The following is a 16906-nucleotide window of genomic DNA, read 5'->3' on the forward strand; positions in this document are numbered from 1 at the left end:
ACGGCCGGTCATATTCGCGTGAGGGACGTGCTCAAGCAGCGAGAGACGGCGTCGCGAGCGGTAGCGCGCTCCAAAAAGTCCTCAATCCATCAGCTGCTGCGCCAGATAGACATAGTGGCGGGCCCAGCGGCGGGCGTTGGCGACGGGATCGGCGTCGTTGGAGTGACCGCCCGCCGTTTCCTCGTAGTAGAGGCGGTCATAGCCCATGTCGCCGAGGCGCGCGGCGAACTTGCGGGCGTGGCCGGGGTGGACGCGGTCGTCGCGCGTGTTGGTGGTGATGTAGGCGCGCGGATAGTTCGCCCCGTTGCGCAGGTTCTGATAGCCGGAATAGGGGGCGATCCAGGCGGCCTCGTCCGGGAGGCGCGGGTCGCCGTATTCGCCGATCCAGGAGGCGCCGGCCGGCAGGTAGGGATAGCGCAGCATGTCCACCAGCGGGCTTTCGATGACCACGGCGTTGAACAGCTCCGGGTGCTGGGTCATCGACACGGAGGTCAGGACGCCGCCGTTCGATCGGCCGTAGATGCCCAGACGCCGCGCGGACGTGATCCTGCGTTCGGCCAGGTCGCGCGCCACGGCGGCGAAATCGTCGAAGGCGCGCTGACGGTTCTCGTTCAGGGCGGCCTGGTGCCAGGCGGGGCCGAACTCTCCGCCGCCGCGGATATTGGCCACCACATAGGCGCCCCCCTTCTCGAGCCACAGCTTGCCCAGTTCGGGCTTGTAGACGGGCGGGAAGGAGACCTGGAACCCGCCGTAGCCGAACAGCATGGTCGGGGTGGAGCCGTCCATCGGCGCGTCCTTGGGCCTGACCACGAAATAGGGAACCTGGGTCCCGTCGGTCGAGGCGACCTGGAACTGCTCCACCACATGGGTCGAGGCGTCGAACCGGGCCGGCGCCTGTTTGACGCGGTCCGCTGAGCTGCGGTTCAGATCGACCAGGGCCAGGGTCTGGGGCGTCAGGAAGCCCTCGAAATCATAGAAGAGCCGGCCGGACTTGCGGCTGGAAGCGCCCAGGTGGACGGCGGCGTTCTCGGCGGCGGGCAGGACGGTGCGGGTCCAGGGCGAGGAGCCGGCGGCGTTGAAGGCGACGATATGGCCGACGACGTTGTCGTAGATGGTGGCCACGACCCGGCCGTCGAAGACGCGCACGCCCTCGATCGACTGGCGCGCGGTCGGGCTGACGATGACGTCGGCCTCGGTCGACAGGCGGATGTCGCCCGAGGGGGTGCGCGGGCGCAGGGTGTTTAGGCTGACGGCCATCAGGGAGCCGGCGCGACGCTCGCCGTTGCCGTACAGCAGGCCGGTGCGGGTCCAGGCCTCCTCGATGGTGAAGATCAGCCGACCGTCCATGACCCCGTGGACGGACGTCCGCTCGGGGATGGCGAGACGCACCAGGGTCGTGCCGTCCAGCCACCAGGTCTCGGCGCGGAAGGTGTCGAGCGGCCGGTTGAAGATGACCGCCTCGATCCGGCCGTCGCCGTCGCGATAGACAGAGGGGCTGACGCCGTAGCCGCCGTCCGCCGCATCGCCACGGAACAGTTCGACGGCCGTTTCCAGCGTCCCACGCCGCTTCAGCGCCTTGACGATGAAGGGATAGCCGGACTCGGTCAGGGTCGGCTTGCCGTTCTCGGGGCCGAAATCGGTGGCGACCAGCAGGGTGTCCTCGTCCAGCCATTCGATCCGGTGCTTGCCTTCCGGCAGGACGAAGCCGCCCTCGACGAAGGCCCTGGTCGCGGTGTCGAACTCGCGCACCGTCACCGCGTCCTTGCCGCCGTCCGACAGCATGATCAGGCAACGGCGGTCGTCGGGCGCCAGGCAGTCGGCGCCCTTGAACACCCAGTCGCGCCCCTCGGCCCTGGCCAGGGCGTCGACGTCGAGCAGGGTCTCCCACTCCGGCGTCGCGGTGCGATAGCTGTCCAGGGACGTGCGACGCCAGACCCCCTTGGGATTGGCGGCGTCCTGCCAGAAGTTGCCGATGCCGTCGCCGAGGAAGGCGGGGCGCGGAATGCGGTCCGTCGCGGTCAGGATGGCCTCGGCCTCGGCCCGCAGCGGCTCGTAGCGAGGATCTTCCGTCAGGGCCTTGAGCGATTTTTCGTTCTCGGCCGCGACGAAGGCCAACGCCTCTGCGCCCTCGACCTCCTCCAGCGCCAGATGTTCGTCAGCGGCGCGTACGCCCTCCGGCGACAGGTCGCGCGGCATGTGGGGGGGCGTGGACTGGGCCCAGGCGGAACCGGCGAGTGCCGATGTCGCCATCAGGCCGGCGACGGCCGCGAGCATCACTTGGCGCATCTCAACACACTCCGCTTCATCATTCCTCCCCCACAGGGGGAAGGGGACCGCCGTCAGGCGGTGGTGGGGCGGGCCAGACGTGTGTCGGGATTTACCCCCTCCACCACTTCGTGGTCCCCCTCCCCCTGTGGGGGAGGATAGTCAGCGTTTACTGCTGCGCCGGTTCGTCCATCAGTCGGCGCGTCAGATAGGTGTACTCCAGCGCCAGGCGGCGGGCCGTTTCACGCAGATTCGCCCCGGCGGCGTGTCCGCCGTCGGTGTTTTCGTAGAACAGCACCGGATAGCCGAGCTCTTCCATCCGCGCGGCGGCCTTGCGGGCGTGGCCGGGATGGACGCGGTCGTCCTTGGTCGAGGTGTGGATGAAGACCTCGGGATAGGGCTGGCCCGCGCGCAGGTTCTGATAGGGCGAATAGGCTTGGATCCAGGCGCGCTGTTCCGGAATGTCGGGGTCGCCGTATTCGGCGATCCAGCTGGCGCCGGCCAGCAGCTTGTGGAAGCGCAGCATGTCGAACAGGGGCACCTGGATGACGGCGGCGTTGATCAGGTCCGGCCGCTGGGTCAGCATCGCTCCCATGAACAGGCCACCCTGGGAGCCGCCCATGATCCCCAGATGCGGCTGGCTGGTGATGCCGCGCGCGATCAGGTCCAGGGCCACGGCCTGGAAGTCCTCGTGGGCCTTGTGGCGGTTTTCCTGCAAAGCCGCCTCGTGCCAGCGCGGGCCGAACTCGCCGCCACCGCGCGTGTTGGCGATGACATAGACGCCGCCACGCTCCAGCCACAGCTTGCCCACCGTGGCCGAATAGCCCGGCAGCAGGGAGTTCTCGAAACCGCCGTAACCGTAGAGCAGGGTCGGGTTGGAGCCGTCGTTGGGCGCGCTTTCGCGATGGACGACGAAATAGGGAATCATCGTGCCGTCGGCCGAACGGGCTTCGAACTGGTCGACCTTCAGGCCCGTGGCGTCGAACTTGGCCGGCAGGGACTTGATCTGGGCGGTCTGGCCGGTGGCCGCATCCGCCAGCCAAAGGCTGGAGGGATTGAGGTAGCCGGCGACGCTGACGAAGACCTTGTCGTCCTGCTCGGACGCCGAACCCACGCCGACGGTGACGTTCTGGGGCAGGTCCAGACGTGTGCGGCTCCAGTCGGCCGGGTCATAGACATAGACCGAGCCGCGCACGTTCTCGTACAGGGCCACGACCAGACGGTTGCGGGTGGCGTTGATCGCCTCCACCGCCTCGCGGTCGCCCGGACGGATGACGATTTCAGCCGGCAGCTTCGGGTCGGCGAGCCAGGCCTGCAGCGGCCAGGCGATGACGTCGCCGGACTTGAGCGCCTGGCCGGACGGGGCGGTCCAGTCCTGTTTCAGCGACACGATCAGCTTGCCGCCGACCAGGCCGGAGATGTTGGACCGCGAGGGCAACTCCAGCCGGGTCGTGGAGCCGTCGGCGTTCAGGCGGAACAGCTCGTTGTCCCAGAAGCCGACGCCGCGATTGATCAGGGTGGCCTGGATGACGCCGTCGGCGTCGCGCAGGGTGAAGGCGTTGACCGAGACGTCGGTCTTCTGGCCCTCGAAGATGGTCGGGGCCTGGTCGAGCGACTGGCCGCGCTTCAGCAGGCGGATAGTGCGGGCGTAGCCGGAGTCGGTCAGGGAGCCCTCGCCGAAGTCACGGAACACCAGCAGGGTGTCGCGATCGATCCAGGTCGCGCCGCCCTTGGATTCGGGCAGGACGATGCCGCCCTCGACGAACCTACGTTCGACCGTGTCGTATTCGCGGACCGTGACCGCGTCCTTGCCGCCGTTCGACAGGCTGATCAGGCAGTAGCGTTCTTCGGGCTGGAGGCAGGAGGAGCCCTTGTAGACCCAGTTGGCGTTTTCGGCCGTGGACAGGGCGTCGATGTCGAGGATGGTCTCCCACTGCGGCTCGGCCGAGCGATAGCTGTCCAGGGTCGTGCGGCGCCAGATGCCGCGCACGTGCTGGGCGTCCTGCCAGAAGTTGTCGATCGTGCCGTCGCGGTTGAAGCCGGGCGAGGGGATGCGGTCGCGCGACTGGACGATGGCCAGGGCCTGGTCGTGCAGGGTCTGGTAGCGCGGGTCGCCCTGCAGCAAGCCGAGGGAGGTTTCGTTGTGGGCCTTGACCCAGTCCATGGCCCTGTCGCCCTCGACCTCCTCCAGCCAGATGTAGGGGTCGGTCGCATCGGAAGTGGCGAAGCCGGAAGCGGCGCTGGGAGAGGCGGCGGAGGCAGGCGCGGTCTGGGCCATGGCGGCGACGTGGAGTCCTGAGGCGAGAAGCAGGGCGGCGGCCGAAACCAGCGGGCGGATCATGGACAGACTCCGGAAAAAGGGCGGCCGAACCTTGGCGAGGCGGGGGGCGCCCGGCAAGCCCGGGAACCTTACGGATTTGTCATGTGGCGGGAGGGTCAGTCCTCGTCCGGAATGCACAGGATCTGGCCGCAGGCCTTGCAGTGGACGGCGTCCGGATCGTGGGTCTGCAGGCCGCAGCGATCACAGGGATGACGCACCTTGTGCGGCTTGATCAGGGCCTGGGCCAGCCGCAGGAACAGGGTGATGCCGCTGAGCATGATGGCGATCGACAGCATCTTGCCGACCGACCCCGGCAGGGTGATGTCGCCGAACCCCGTCGTGGTCAGGGTGGCCACGGTGAAATAGAGGGCGTCGACATAGCCGGCGATGCCGTCATGGCCGAGGAAGGTGGCGTAGACGAAGCCGGTGACCACAAAGACGAAGGTGACCAGGCCGGACAGCGCGCGCACGACCGCCTCGACCCGGGTGTCGTCGTACTTGTGGCCGATGGTCCGCCAGAAGAATTCGGAGTTCAGCAGGGTCCACAGGCGCAGGATCCGCAGGAAGCCGAGATTGGCCAGCCAGGCCGGGAACAGCAGGGTCGCCAGGATGAACAGGTCCAGCCAGACGATCGGCCGTTTCAGCCAGTCGCGAATGTTCGTCCAGGCATAGCCGCGCGCGGCCAGGTCCGCCGCCAGCAGGGCGGCGATCAGATAGTCGGCGACATAATAGGCCCAGCCCGCCTGCTTCAGGATCGGGGCGGCGATGAAGAAGGCCACGATCAGCAGATCGACGATGATGACCGTCAGACGGAACCGGACGGCCGGCGGCTGGGAGCCGTGATAGAGATAGCGCAGGCGCGCCCGGAGCCTGAGGCCGTCCTCCTTTTCGGGAGGAGACGTGTCTGCGGCGGCGTCGGTCTTTCGGCCCATTGGCCAGCGATAGCGCGCCCGGCTCGCGCAGGGAACACCGCTCCGCTATATGCACGCGCGATGTCCCGTCCCTTCGTCAAGATGAACGGCGCCGGCAACGACTTCGTCGTGGTCCATGCGCTCGACCGGCCCTTCGCGCCGACGCCGGATCAGGTGCGCGCCCTGGCGAACCGCGAGACGGGCGAGGGCTTCGACCAGCTGATCGCCATCGAGCCCTCGCGGGACGGCGGCGACGCCTTCATGCGGGTGTGGAACGCCGACGGGGGAACGGTGGAGACCTGCGGCAACGCCCTGCGCTGCGTCGGCTGGATGCTGATGCAGGCCTCGGGCGCCGATCGCGCCGCCATCGACACCCTGGGCGGGCCGACGGTGGCGACCCGCGCCGGCGAGCATCGGATCACGGTGGATATGGGCGCGCCGCGTCTGGACTGGACCGAGATTCCGCTGGCCGAGGAGATGGACACCCGCAATATCGAGCTGCAGGTCGGTCCGATCGACGCGCCGATCCTGCATACGCCCGGCGCGGTCTCGATGGGCAATCCGCATGTGGTCTTCTTCGTGCCCGAGACCCCGTCCGACGCCTTCGTCACGGCCAACGGCTCGCTGATCGAGCACCACCCGCTGTTTCCCGAGGCGGTCAATGTCGGCTTCGCCCATGTGATCGCGCGCGATCACATCCGGCTGAGGGTCTGGGAGCGGGGCGCCGGCCTCACCCGGGCCTGCGGCACCGGGGCCTGTGCGGCTCTGGTCGCCTGCGCCCGCCGGGGCCTGACCGACCGCGCCGCCCGGGTCGAGGTGGACGGGGGCGACCTGTTCATCGACTGGGACGAGGCCACCGGCCACGTTCTGATGACCGGCCCGGTCGAGGTGGAGCGGACGGGCGTGCTGAATTTCTGAGGCCCTGCGACACGCTTCGCCCTCGTCATCCTCGGGCTTGTCCCGAGGATCCACTTGTCAGCCGCACAAGCGGTTGAAGCTTCTACCCGTTTCCGCCGTCGCGCTTCACCCCCGGCGCGAACTGATGGAGCCATGGGTCCTCGGGACAAGCCCGAGGATGACGGGTTGAAGGGCGGTCGGTCGGACTATCCCGCGCACTCCGCCGGCTTGCCGTTCGCCGGATACTGGGCGCATGACCGGTCGATCTCGGACTGGATCAGGTCGCAGGGGTTGGCGGCGTTGCAGGGCGGGCGGGTGGCCGGGCTGACGGCGATGCAGCGCCGGACCAGTGTGGCCGAGGCCGCCTCTCCGATCGCCTGGCGACAGGGGGTTTCGCTGATCTGGACCTGGGCCGGCGGGGACGGCGGCGTGGGCAGGCGCGCCTCGGGCTCCGGCGCCGCGACCGGCGCCTGGCAGGCGGCGAGGAGCATCAGTCCCGCGGCGAGGATCATCGGGCGCATGTCAGGTCTCCAGATAGGTTCCGTGCACAATGCGCCCGGTCGCCCAGAGCGCAAGCTTCTGTGCCCGGCGATCCTGCGCTCAAGCAGCGAGGCTCCGCGAGCCGAGCGTAGCGCCCGTGCGTCGCGCCCCGGCGCCGATCACCCCTTCAGCGCCGCCTCGACCGCCGCGCGCTGCTTGACGAACAGTTCGGCGCAGGCGGCGTCGGCCAGCTGGAACAGGCGGTCGAACTCGGCCCGGCTGAAGCCGCGCTTCTCGCCCGTGGCCTGGATTTCGACGATGGTCCCGGCGCCGGTCAGGACGAAGTTGCCGTCGGCCTCGGCCGAGGAATCCTCTTCATAGTCGAGGTCGGCGACCGGGGTGTCGGCGAAGACGCCGCAGGAGACGGCCGCCACCTGATCCAGGATCGGATCGGCGCTCAGCACGCCCTCCTGCTTCAGGTAGCCGAGCGCAGAGGCCATCGCCACCCAGGCGCCGGTGATCGAGGCGGTGCGGGTGCCGCCGTCGGCCTGGATGACGTCGCAGTCGATCAGCACCTGACGCTCGCCCAGGGCCTTGAGATCGATCACAGCGCGCAGGGAGCGGCCGATCAGTCGCTGGATCTCCTGGGTGCGGCCCGACTGCTTGCCCGCCGCCGCCTCACGACGGCCGCGCGTGTGGGTGGCGCGCGGCAGCATGCCGTACTCGGCGGTGACCCAGCCCTGGCCGGTGTTGCGCATCCAGCCCGGCACCTTTTCCTCGACCGAGGCGGTGACGAGCACCTTCGTATGGCCGAACGACACCAGGCAGGAGCCCTCGGCATAGCGATTGACGCCGGTTTCCAGCGTCACGTCGCGGATCTGATCGGGGGTGCGGCCGGACGGGCGGACGGTCATGCGGAGACTCCTTGAAGCGTTCGGCGCGCTGCTTATCCTGAAACCATGAGCCTGTCCCCCTCCGCCTCCAGGGTGAGCCTGCGTCCCGCCACGGTCGCCGACGCGCCGATGCTGGCCGACTGGGACCGCCAGCCCCACGTCATCGCCTGTTCCAGCGACCGGCCGGACCTCGAGGTCGCCTTCGACGACCGCGACTGGGTCGAGGAGATCGCGGCATCTTCGGACGTCAGCTTCTACTGGATCGCCGAGGCGGAGGGCCGTCCGATCGGTGTGATGCAGGTCTGCGACCCCCATCGGGAGCCGACGCACTACTGGGGCGAGATCGAGCCGGGCCTGGTCGCCATCGACATCTGGATCGGTCCGGCCGAGGCGCTGAACCGGGGCTATGGGACGCAGATGATGGGTCTGGCGCTCGACGCCGCCTTTGCCGATCCGGCCGTGACCGCCTGTGTCATCGACCCCCTGAACAGCAATGCGGACGCCCACCGCTTCTATCAGCGGCTGGGGTTCACGGTGGTCGGGCGCCGGATGTTCGACGAGGACGACTGTCTGATTCACCGGCTGGAGCGCGCCGACTGGCAGGCGCGACGGGCGGCCGCATGAGGTCGCCCCTGCTCGGCTCCGCCTCGCCCGAAGCCCTGTCCGGCCTGGTCGGACTGGACGCCCGCGCCCGCGACATCTTTCGCCGCATCGTCGAGACCTATCTGCAGACGGGAGAGCCGGTGGGGTCGCGCACCCTGTCCCTGACCGGGGTGTCCCTGTCGCCGGCCTCGATCCGCAACACCATGCAGGACCTGACGCTGGCGGGTCTGCTGGCGTCGCCGCACGCCTCGGCCGGGCGGATCCCGACCCATGCGGGGCTGCGCCTGTTCGTCGACGGCCTGCTGGAGATCGGCGACCTGGGTCAGGAGGAGCGCCGCGAGATCGACGCCCGTCTGGTCGGCCGGGGGCGCAGTTTCGACGAGGCCCTGAACGAGGCCTCGGCCCTGCTGTCGGGTCTGGCCGGCGGGGCGGGGATCGTGGCCAGCCCGGTGCGGGACGTCGGGGTCAAGCATGTGGAGTTCGTGGCCCTGGGCCCCGATCAGGCCCTGGCGGTGCTGGTCGCCGAGGACGGGGCGGTCGAGAACCGGCTGATGAAGCTGTCGGCGGGGGTCACGCCGGCGACCCTGCGCGAGGCCTCCAACTTCCTCAACGCCCGGCTGCGGGGCCGGCCCCTGGCCGAGGCGGGGGTGGAGATGCGGGCCGAGCTGGACACGGCGCGGCGCGAACTGGACGCGGCGGCGGCCCGGCTGGTCGAGGACGGACTGGCGGCCTGGTCCGGCGGGGCGGAGCGCGAGCGCGCCCTGATCGTGCGCGGCCGGGCCAATCTGCTGCACGACCCCGAGACGGCGGCCGATTTGGAGCGGGTGCGGGTGCTGTTCGACGACCTGGAGCAGAAGGAACAGCTGATCGGCCTGCTGGACGGGGTCGGGTCGGCCGAGGGAGTGCGGATCTTCATCGGGGCGGAAACGCGCCTGTTTTCGCTTTCGGGTTCCGCTGTCGTCGCGGCGCCCTATATGAACGGCCGCCAGCGGGTGCTGGGCGCCGTCGGCGTCATCGGCCCCGCGCGTTTGAACTATGCCCGCATCATCCCGTTGGTGGACTACACCGCCCGGGTGCTGGGGCGACTGCTGGACGGAAACGAGACGTGAGCGACACCGAAAACCCCACCCCCAAGGATCTTGACCGGGCCGAACTCGACGCCATCGAAGCCGAAGCCGACGCCATCCTGGAGGCCGATGCGGCCGGGGGCGATCTGGCCCCGCTGGATCAGGTCATCGCCGAACGCGACGAGTGGAAGGATCGCGCCCTGCGCACCGCGGCCGAGCTCGAGAACCTGCGTCGTCGGGCCGAGACCCAGGCCAATGACGCCCGCGCCTACGCCATCCAGCGGTTCGCCAAGGACCTGCTGACCGTGGCCGATACGCTGGAGCGCGGCGTGCAGGCGGCGCCCAAGGGCCTGTCTCCCGAGCAGGGGGGAGAAGCGGTCGCCGGGGTGGTGACCGGCATGGAGCTGACGCTCAAGTCGCTGTTGTCGGCCTTCGAGGCCAACAATCTGCAGCGCGTCGCGCCCGAGGCGGGCGAGGCCTTCGACCCGCATGTGCATCAGGCGATGATGGAGCAGCCGTCGGAGACGGTGCAGGGCGGTCAGGTGATCCAGACGCTGCAGCCCGGCTACGCCCTGTTCGGCCGCACGGTGCGCCCGGCCATGGTGGTGGTCGCGGCCAAGGGCTCCGGCGCGGCGAAAGCCGCCGAGGCCGCCGCCGCCTACGCCCAGACCGGGGCCAACGGCGCCGCCTACGACGGCAAGGCCTGATCCAGCCTCAGAAGCCCCGGCGCCAGGCGCCGATCAGGGCGAACTCGGGCTCGGCGCCGACGATGTGGCGCGGCTGGCGGCTGGCCAGCGCCTGGACCGTCAGCCAGGCGCCGTCGCCCAGCGGGCGTTCCGTCGCCAGGACGAAGTCGATCTGGCGTCCGGTCGGGCTGGCGTTGAAGCGCCGCCGCGAGAAGGTCGGGGCGTCGAAATAGTCGGCCGGGACGTCCGCCAGAAGGGCGCCCAAAGTCCCGCTCTCAAGCCGTAGCGGCTGGGCGATCGAGGCGGTCAGCCGCGCGCAGCCAAACAGGCCGCCGCGCATCCAGGACGGGCAGTCGGCGCTGAAGGCCATGCGCCATGACCGGCTGATCAGGTCGCCCTCGCTGGACAGGAAACGACCGGTCACCCGGGTCTCGCCCTGGCTGACCTCGGCGCTGAGGCGGGCCGAGCGGCCGAGGCGCCAGTCGCCCGACAGGCCGTAGAAGACCGTCTGTGACGGCAGGGCCAGATCGGATCGCGACGGCATGTAGCCGCCGAGCGGCGCCAGGTCCTCCTCGAGTTCCCCCAGGCTGAAGGCCAGGCCGCCTTTGGCCCCGCGCCAGCCCAGGCTGGCCCGGCCATAGGAGGAGGCGTCGCGTTCGACCGTGCGCAGCAGGGCGCGGCGGTCGCCGCCTCCGGCCTCGGCCACCAGGGCCAGGCCGCGTCCCAGATCGACGACGCCCTGCAAGGCCCGGTCCGCCTGGGCCAGGGCCGTGAAGCCGTCCCCGGCGCCGGTGCGGAAGGGGGCGTCGGCCCCGCCCTGACCCTGCCAGGCGGCGAAGGCGAGGCGACCGGCCTGGACGCCGAACAGGGCCTCGCGCCGGGGTTCGTCGCCCAGCCAGGGGGCCTCGTTCAGGCCGCGCCGGGGAATGACCGCTTCGGGCAGCTCGACCGGCTGGGAAGCCGTCAGTTGCAGGCGGGCGCCGCCCGGCCCGGCGACCTCGGTGCTGACGCGTCGCATCGGCGCCTCGGCCGAGGGCTGGTGCGATCGGCTGGGGGCGGTCGGGAAGACGTCGCCCAGGTTGATCTGAAACAGGCGGTTGTAGTCGTCGTAGATGACGGTGTTCAGCGCCGTCTGCACGCGGAAGGCGTCGCCGAAGGCCGAACCGATGAAGGAGCCGGGCTCGGGGGTCGGAACCAGCATCCCGCCGGCGGCCGAGGGGGTGGAGCTGGACCCGACCGGGGCGAAGGCGCCGGCCATGTCCAGCAGCCCCCGGCCGTAGACGATGTCGGTGCCGGCGTCGCCCGCGTCACGCGCCGTCCGCAGCAGGATCTCGATCGCCTGACGTCCCGTCAGATTGGGGAAGGCCTGAAGCAGCAGGGCGATGGCGCCCGAGACGTGGGGGGCGGAGAAGGAGGTGCCGTTGACCCGCCAGCAGGAGCTGGTGTCGCAGGCGGTGATGACGTCCTTGCCTGGGGCCGAGATGTAGACATTGGCCGCGACCCCGGCCTTGTTGGAGAAGTCGGCCAGGGTGTTGGCGGAATCGTGGGCGCCGACGGCGATGATCGCGCCGGCGAAGCGGGGATCCAGGGCGTAACGGGCCGGCCATTCGGGATTTTCGCCGGACTCGTTGCCGGCCGACGCGATGATGACCGCTCCGGAGTTCACCGCGCGCAGCAGGGCGGCCTCGAAGGCCGAGCCCAGCGGCCCCTCTCCGCCCAGGGACATGTTGATGATCTTCACGCCCTGGTTGACGGCATAGTTGAGGGCCGAAACCAGGTCCGAGGACTTGAAGCAGGTGTCGTCGTCGGGATCGGTGCAGTCCGACACCTCAGCCCGGATCGACAGAATCGTGGCCTCATAGGCGACGCCCACCGTGCCGGTTCCGTTGAAGTTGGCGGCGATGATGGCGGCCGAATAGGTGCCGTGCCGGTCCGTGCCCTCCGGCGTGTTCCGGCCGACGACGACATCGGTCGACAGCGGGGATATCCGCCCGACCAGGTCGGCCTGGGCCATTTGGATGCCGGTGTCGATGACCGCGACCACCTGCCCCCGGCCGCTGGCCCCCGCGTCATAGGCGGCCGACGCCTTGATGTTGGTCAGGCCGTAGTTGCGCAGATACTCGGCCGAGGTCGCCGACGGACCGGGAGGAGGCGGAGGCGGCGGCGGCGGTGGAGGTGGCGGCGGGGGCGGCGGGGGCGGCGGGGGAGGCACGGGCGGCGGCGGGGTGGTGGTCCCTCCCGATCCTCCGCCCCCGCCGCACGCAGCCAGGGGGGCGAACATGAGGAGCGCCCCGAAAACAGCCAGAGGAACACTGCGCATACGCCTACCCTTCCCTTCAGGCGGGAATTCCTACGCCTTCAGGCGTGAATCAAACAGAGCGATCAACCGGCTCCAGCCGTCGGCGGCGTCGGTGGCGCTGTAGCTGGCCCTGTAGTCGGCGTGAAAGCCGTGCTGGGCGCCGGGATAGACGATGATCTCGCTGGCCCCCGCGGCGGGGGCGGGGGAGGCGGACAGGGCCGCGCGCATGGCCTCGACCGCCGTCAGGGGGATGCCCTGGTCCTTTTCGCCGTAGAGGCCCAGCACCGGCGCCTTGAGGTCGCGGGCGGCGTCGACCGGCCAGGGCGCGCCGGCGGCGGCCTGCTCCGGCGTGGCCGTTGCCGAGGCCGCGAGCTGGCCGTACCAGGCGACGCCGACGTCGATGGCGGGGAAGCGGGCGCAGGCCTGCCACACCACCTTGCCGCCCCAGCAGAAGCCGGTGATTCCGACCTTGTCCGTATCGGCCCACAGCTGGCCGCCGGCCCATTCCAGGGTGGCGGCGATGTCGCCCATCACCTGTTCATAGGTCGCCTTGCCGACGATCTGGCGGATTTCGGCGAAGTCGGTCAGAGGGGCGGGGTCGGCGACGCGCACGAAGAAGGCCGGGGCGATGGCGGCGTACCCCGCCCTGGCCAGGCGACGGCAGACGTCCTGGATGTAGGCGTGGACGCCGAAGATCTCCGATGCGACGATCACCACCGGAAAGGGGCCCTCGCCCTCCGGCCGGGCGACATAGGCCGGAAGGTCGAAGCCGTCCGGTGCGGGATAGCGCACGTCTTCTGTCCGCAGTCCCTGGGCGTCGGTGACCACCGGCGTCGCCGCCTGGGCCAGGGCCGCCGTGGCGTACTGGCTGAAGAACAGGCCGCCGGCCGTCGCCGCCGCCAGCGATCGCCGGGACAGATTCAGGTCGCCGGGCGCATTGCCTTCCGGACGGGTCAGGACGGTCATCGAAATCTCCCAGGGAATGCTTTGGACGACAGTGGCCCGGCCGCCCGCCGCCGTCGAGTCACGATGGCGCGTTTGTCGCGGCGATGGGGCCGGCGCGGCGCAGGGTCAGGTTGAGCCGTCCTCCGTTCGGGATCAGGCTGGAAGATCCGGCCAGAACCCGGTCCACGCCGTGGCGGGCCAGCCGGGCGGGTCCGGTCAGGGCGCAGACGTCGCCGGAGGCCAGTCGCACGGTTACGCCGCGCCTGCCCTCGGCCGGGGCGACGCGGAACACGGCCGTGTCACCGAGCGACACCGACAGGACCGGGGCGGTCAGATCGGCCTCGTCCCGATCCTGGTGCAGGCCCATGCGCGCCGTTTCGTCGTAGAGATTGACCAGACAGGCGTCCGGCGGATCGGGCCAGGCCGTCAGTTCGCGCCAGAGGTCCAGCAGTTGCGACGGGATCGGGGGCCAGGGGCGGCGAGTGTCGGGGTGGACGGGCTGATAGCGATAGCCGCCGCGATCAGAGACCCAGCCGAGGTCGCCCAGATTGGTCATGCGGACCGAGAACGGCCGGCCGCCGGGGGTCACGGGCCGGTACAGGGGCGCGGCGGCCACGGCCTGAAGCACGTCCCTCAGCAGTTCGGCCTGTTCGTCGGCGGACAGGGCGGCCGGCCACAGGCGGAAACCGTCGAAGCCGGTGGCGATCTCGCGGCGCGCGCTCATCGGGCCGTGATAGGGCCTCAGCGGGTATAGTAGAAGTCGGCGATGCGGCAGACGTTGACGTCAGGCCGGACGAGGGCCTGGCCATTGGCGAACTCGGCGTGCAGATCGTAGACGCAGCCGCCGGAGCCGTCGTCCATGTCGATCGCCAGACTGTCGCCGGGGCGCAGGGCGGCGTTCAGCAGCCGGTCGCGCCCGGCGGCGCGCGTCCCCCGGCCGACGGCGATCAGGCGCGTCATCGTCCAGCCCGTCTGATTGTGGATGCGCAGCTGGCGGTCCTGCCCGTCGCCGGAACGACCGGCGAGGGCGTCCTTGGTCACGGCGGCGCGCGGCTGGATCGGCGCCGAGGCCAGGGCGGACGGGCCGGTCAGGATCAGGCCGAGGATCGCGGTCGCGGCGAGGCCCGACGGGCGGGGCGTCGGCGGTTTTCGGCCGGGTGTCGGGTGGGTCATGCGTTCGTCCCTGATCCTGGGCGGCCCCCGTCCGCTCCATCGACCACCCTAGGGCAGGGGCGGGACGGGGCGCGCCTGACGGAGCCTGACGCGCGGCGCCGTGTCGGCCGCAGCCGTGATGGACCGATGCGGCGAATCTTGCGCTTGCCCGCGATCAGGGCTTGCGACGCCCCCCCGCCTTCCCATATCCGCTCCCGAACGGAGAAACCCCGGAACATCTGGGGCCTTTTCCCTCGCTCACCGGAAACGGCCCGCGACGGCGGGGCGGCTCCATAGACCAGAACAGGGGGCGGTCACGCGCGGCGCTTAGCTTTGAAAGGCCGCCGCATCGCCCGCCAGACGGAGAGACAGTAAAGCCCATGGGCAAGATCATCGGCATCGACCTCGGCACGACCAACTCGTGCGTCGCCGTCATGGACGGCAAGAACCCCAAGGTCATCGAAAACGCCGAGGGCGCGCGCACGACCCCCTCGGTCGTCGCCATCCAGGACGGCGGCGAGACCCTGGTGGGCCAGCCGGCCAAGCGCCAGGCCGTGACCAATCCGGCCAACACATTCTTCGCCATCAAGCGCCTGATCGGCCGCAACTTCGACGATCCCGTCGTGGCGAAGGACAAGGGGATGGTCCCCTACGAAATCGTCAAGGGTCCGAACGGCGACGCCTGGGTCAAGGCCCACGGCAAGGACTATTCCCCGCAGCAGATCTCGGCCTTCACCCTGACCAAGATGAAGGAGGCCGCCGAGGCCTATCTGGGCGAGAAGGTGACGCAAGCCGTCATCACCGTTCCGGCCTATTTCAACGACAGCCAGCGTCAGGCCACCAAGGACGCCGGCAAGATCGCCGGCCTGGAAGTCCTGCGCATCATCAACGAGCCGACCGCGGCGGCCCTGGCCTATGGTCTGGACAAGAACGACGGCCAGAAGATCGCCGTCTATGACCTGGGCGGCGGCACCTTCGACGTCTCGATCTTGGAGATCGGCGACGGCGTGTTCGAGGTGAAGTCGACCAACGGCGACACCTTCCTGGGCGGCGAGGACTTCGACCTGCGTCTGGTCGACTATCTGGCCGACGAGTTCAAGAAGGAGCAGTCCGTCGACCTGCGTCAGGACAAGCTGGCCCTGCAGCGCCTTAAGGAAGAGGCCGAAAAGGCCAAGAAGGAGCTGTCCTCGACGGCCCAGTACGAGGTCAACCTGCCGTTCATCACCATGAACGCCTCGGGCCCGCTGCACCTGAACATCAAGCTGTCGCGCGCCAAGCTGGAAAGCCTGGTCGAGGACCTGGTCCAGCGCACCATCGAGCCGTGCAAGAAGGCCCTGGCCGACGCCGGCATGAAGGCGGCGGACATCGACGAGGTGGTTCTGGTCGGCGGCATGACCCGCATGCCGATGGTCCAGGAAGCGGTGAAGAAGTTCTTCGGCAAGGAGCCGCACAAGGGCGTGAACCCCGACGAGGTCGTGGCCCTGGGCGCCGCGGTCCAGGCCGGCGTGCTGCAAGGCGACGTCAAGGACGTGCTGCTGCTGGACGTGACGCCTCTGACCCTGGGCATCGAGACCCTGGGCGGGGTCTTCACTCCGCTGATCGAGCGCAACACGACGATCCCGACCAAGAAGAGCCAGGTGTTCTCGACCGCCGACGACAACCAGTCGGCCGTGACCATCCGGGTGTTCCAGGGCGAGCGCCCGATGGCCAACGACAACAAGGTGCTGGGTCAGTTCGACCTGATGGGCATTCCGCCGGCCCCGCGCGGCATGCCCCAGATCGAGGTCGCCTTCGACATCGACGCCAACGGCATCGTCCATGTCACCGCCAAGGACAAGGCGACCAACAAGGAACAGTCGATCCGCATCCAGGCCAACGGCGGCCTGTCGGACGCCGACATCGAGAAGATGGTCAAGGAAGCCGAGGCCAACGCTTCGGCGGACAAGGCCCGCAAGGACCTGGTGGAGGCCCAGAACGCGGCCGACAGCCTGATCCATTCGACCGAGAAGGCCCTGGCCGAGCATGGCGACAAGGTCGGGGCGGACGAGAAGTCGGCCATCGAGACCGGCCTGGCCGATCTGAAGGCCGCCCGTGACGGAACCGACCCCGAGGACATCCGCGCCAAGACCAACACCCTGGTCCAGGCGTCGATGAAGCTGGGCGAGGCCATGTATTCGGCCCAGGCCGGGTCGGGCGAGGGCGACGCCGCCCCGGCCGACGACGGCGTGGTCGATGCGGAGTTCGAGGAAGTCTCGGACGCCGACGACGACAAGAAGAGCGCATAACTATTCCTCCCCCATCGGGGGAGGGGGACCGCGCCTTCGCGGTGGAGGGGGCTGACCGAACACGCCGGTGTCTGGATCGGCCCCCCACCACCCCAGCGCAAGC

General features: G+C 69.8%; 14 protein-coding genes. 5 read left to right on the forward strand and 9 right to left on the reverse strand.

What is annotated here, in order from left to right:
- Positions 1-81: 81 nt before the first annotated feature.
- The 3 genes from ACO2Q1_RS06265 to ACO2Q1_RS06275 all read right to left on the reverse strand — a co-directional run bounded on the left by ACO2Q1_RS06265 (position 82) and on the right by ACO2Q1_RS06275 (position 5517).
- Positions 82-2286, reverse strand: a complete 2205-nt coding sequence (locus tag ACO2Q1_RS06265; RefSeq protein ID WP_423328682.1) for a prolyl oligopeptidase family serine peptidase — start codon at positions 2284-2286, stop codon at positions 82-84.
- A 148-nt stretch (positions 2287-2434) separates the two neighbouring features.
- Positions 2435-4606: a prolyl oligopeptidase family serine peptidase gene (locus ACO2Q1_RS06270; protein ID WP_423328683.1), complete on the reverse strand. Its 2172-nt coding sequence runs from the start codon at positions 4604-4606 to the stop codon at positions 2435-2437.
- Between the two features lie 95 nt (positions 4607-4701).
- Positions 4702-5517 (reverse strand): potassium channel family protein, encoded by an 816-nt coding sequence (locus ACO2Q1_RS06275; protein ID WP_423328684.1) that lies wholly within the window; start codon positions 5515-5517, stop codon positions 4702-4704.
- 60 nt (positions 5518-5577) lie between these two features.
- Here ACO2Q1_RS06275 and dapF point away from each other — a divergent pair, with 60 nt between their 5' ends.
- Positions 5578-6414 carry a diaminopimelate epimerase gene (gene dapF, locus ACO2Q1_RS06280; RefSeq protein ID WP_423328685.1) on the forward strand — a complete coding sequence of 279 codons (837 nt, stop codon included), beginning with the start codon at positions 5578-5580 and terminating at the stop codon, positions 6412-6414.
- Positions 6415-6599: 185 nt separating this feature from the next.
- Here dapF and ACO2Q1_RS06285 read toward each other — a convergent pair whose 3' ends face one another.
- A complete protein-coding gene (locus ACO2Q1_RS06285; RefSeq protein WP_423328686.1) occupies positions 6600-6914 on the reverse strand; it encodes a hypothetical protein in 315 nt (104 codons plus the stop codon).
- A 138-nt stretch (positions 6915-7052) separates the two neighbouring features.
- Positions 7053-7787, reverse strand: coding sequence for a ribonuclease PH (rph, locus tag ACO2Q1_RS06290; protein ID WP_423328687.1), 735 nt, complete (start codon positions 7785-7787; stop codon positions 7053-7055).
- A gap of 45 nt (positions 7788-7832) precedes the next feature.
- Between rph and ACO2Q1_RS06295 the strand changes: the two genes are divergently transcribed.
- From ACO2Q1_RS06295 to grpE, 3 genes are read left to right on the forward strand one after another with little or no spacing between them, the layout of a single operon-like run.
- Positions 7833-8390, forward strand: a complete 558-nt coding sequence (locus ACO2Q1_RS06295) for a GNAT family N-acetyltransferase (protein ID WP_423328688.1) — start codon at positions 7833-7835, stop codon at positions 8388-8390.
- The gene (gene hrcA / locus ACO2Q1_RS06300) at positions 8387-9478 is read left to right on the forward strand and encodes a heat-inducible transcriptional repressor HrcA (RefSeq protein WP_423328689.1); all 1092 of its coding nucleotides are present in this window, start codon (positions 8387-8389) and stop codon (positions 9476-9478) included. The genes ACO2Q1_RS06295 and hrcA overlap by 4 nt, the downstream gene beginning before the upstream one ends.
- A 53-nt stretch (positions 9479-9531) precedes the next feature.
- Positions 9532-10143 carry a nucleotide exchange factor GrpE gene (grpE, locus tag ACO2Q1_RS06305; protein WP_423328770.1) on the forward strand — a complete coding sequence of 204 codons (612 nt, stop codon included), beginning with the start codon at positions 9532-9534 and terminating at the stop codon, positions 10141-10143.
- A gap of 7 nt (positions 10144-10150) precedes the next feature.
- Here grpE and ACO2Q1_RS06310 read toward each other — a convergent pair whose 3' ends face one another.
- The 4 genes from ACO2Q1_RS06310 to ACO2Q1_RS06325 form a co-directional block, all read right to left on the reverse strand.
- Complete coding sequence (locus tag ACO2Q1_RS06310; RefSeq protein WP_423328690.1) at positions 10151-12403, reverse strand: S8 family peptidase; 2253 nt, start codon at positions 12401-12403, stop codon at positions 10151-10153.
- Between the two features lie 69 nt (positions 12404-12472).
- Positions 12473-13387 (reverse strand): dienelactone hydrolase family protein, encoded by a 915-nt coding sequence (locus tag ACO2Q1_RS06315; protein WP_423328691.1) that lies wholly within the window; start codon positions 13385-13387, stop codon positions 12473-12475.
- 58 nt (positions 13388-13445) lie between these two features.
- Positions 13446-14090: an alpha-ketoglutarate-dependent dioxygenase AlkB gene (locus ACO2Q1_RS06320; RefSeq protein ID WP_423328692.1), complete on the reverse strand. Its 645-nt coding sequence runs from the start codon at positions 14088-14090 to the stop codon at positions 13446-13448.
- A gap of 17 nt (positions 14091-14107) precedes the next feature.
- On the reverse strand, positions 14108-14539 hold the full coding sequence (locus ACO2Q1_RS06325; RefSeq protein WP_423328693.1) for a hypothetical protein: 432 nt from the start codon (positions 14537-14539) through the stop codon (positions 14108-14110).
- A gap of 359 nt (positions 14540-14898) precedes the next feature.
- On the opposite strand from ACO2Q1_RS06325, the gene dnaK reads away from it, so the two are divergent.
- Positions 14899-16803, forward strand: a complete 1905-nt coding sequence (gene dnaK / locus ACO2Q1_RS06330) for a molecular chaperone DnaK (RefSeq protein WP_423328694.1) — start codon at positions 14899-14901, stop codon at positions 16801-16803.
- Positions 16804-16906 lie beyond the last annotated feature (103 nt).

The sequence above is a fragment of the Brevundimonas sp. VNH65 genome (genome assembly GCF_049445955.1).
Classification (GTDB): Bacteria; Pseudomonadota; Alphaproteobacteria; order Caulobacterales; family Caulobacteraceae; genus Brevundimonas.

Excerpts from the sequence above, each read along its gene's own strand:
- rph (WP_423328687.1), bottom strand. The coding sequence starts at position 7,787 with ATGACCGTCCGCCCGTCCGGCCGCACCCCCGATCAGATCCGCGACGTG.
- hrcA (WP_423328689.1), top strand. The coding sequence starts at position 8,387 with ATGAGGTCGCCCCTGCTCGGCTCCGCCTCGCCCGAAGCCCTGTCCGGC.
- ACO2Q1_RS06310 (WP_423328690.1), bottom strand. The coding sequence starts at position 12,403 with ATGTTCGCCCCCCTGGCTGCGTGCGGCGGGGGCGGAGGATCGGGAGGG.
- ACO2Q1_RS06320 (WP_423328692.1), bottom strand. The coding sequence starts at position 14,090 with ATGAGCGCGCGCCGCGAGATCGCCACCGGCTTCGACGGTTTCCGCCTG.
- ACO2Q1_RS06265 (WP_423328682.1), bottom strand. The coding sequence starts at position 2,286 with ATGCGCCAAGTGATGCTCGCGGCCGTCGCCGGCCTGATGGCGACATCG.
- dnaK (WP_423328694.1), top strand. The coding sequence starts at position 14,899 with ATGGGCAAGATCATCGGCATCGACCTCGGCACGACCAACTCGTGCGTC.
- ACO2Q1_RS06275 (WP_423328684.1), bottom strand. The coding sequence starts at position 5,517 with ATGGGCCGAAAGACCGACGCCGCCGCAGACACGTCTCCTCCCGAAAAG.
- dapF (WP_423328685.1), top strand. The coding sequence starts at position 5,578 with ATGTCCCGTCCCTTCGTCAAGATGAACGGCGCCGGCAACGACTTCGTC.
- ACO2Q1_RS06325 (WP_423328693.1), bottom strand. The coding sequence starts at position 14,539 with ATGACCCACCCGACACCCGGCCGAAAACCGCCGACGCCCCGCCCGTCG.
- ACO2Q1_RS06315 (WP_423328691.1), bottom strand. The coding sequence starts at position 13,387 with ATGACCGTCCTGACCCGTCCGGAAGGCAATGCGCCCGGCGACCTGAAT.
- ACO2Q1_RS06270 (WP_423328683.1), bottom strand. The coding sequence starts at position 4,606 with ATGATCCGCCCGCTGGTTTCGGCCGCCGCCCTGCTTCTCGCCTCAGGA.
- ACO2Q1_RS06285 (WP_423328686.1), bottom strand. The coding sequence starts at position 6,914 with ATGCGCCCGATGATCCTCGCCGCGGGACTGATGCTCCTCGCCGCCTGC.
- ACO2Q1_RS06295 (WP_423328688.1), top strand. The coding sequence starts at position 7,833 with ATGAGCCTGTCCCCCTCCGCCTCCAGGGTGAGCCTGCGTCCCGCCACG.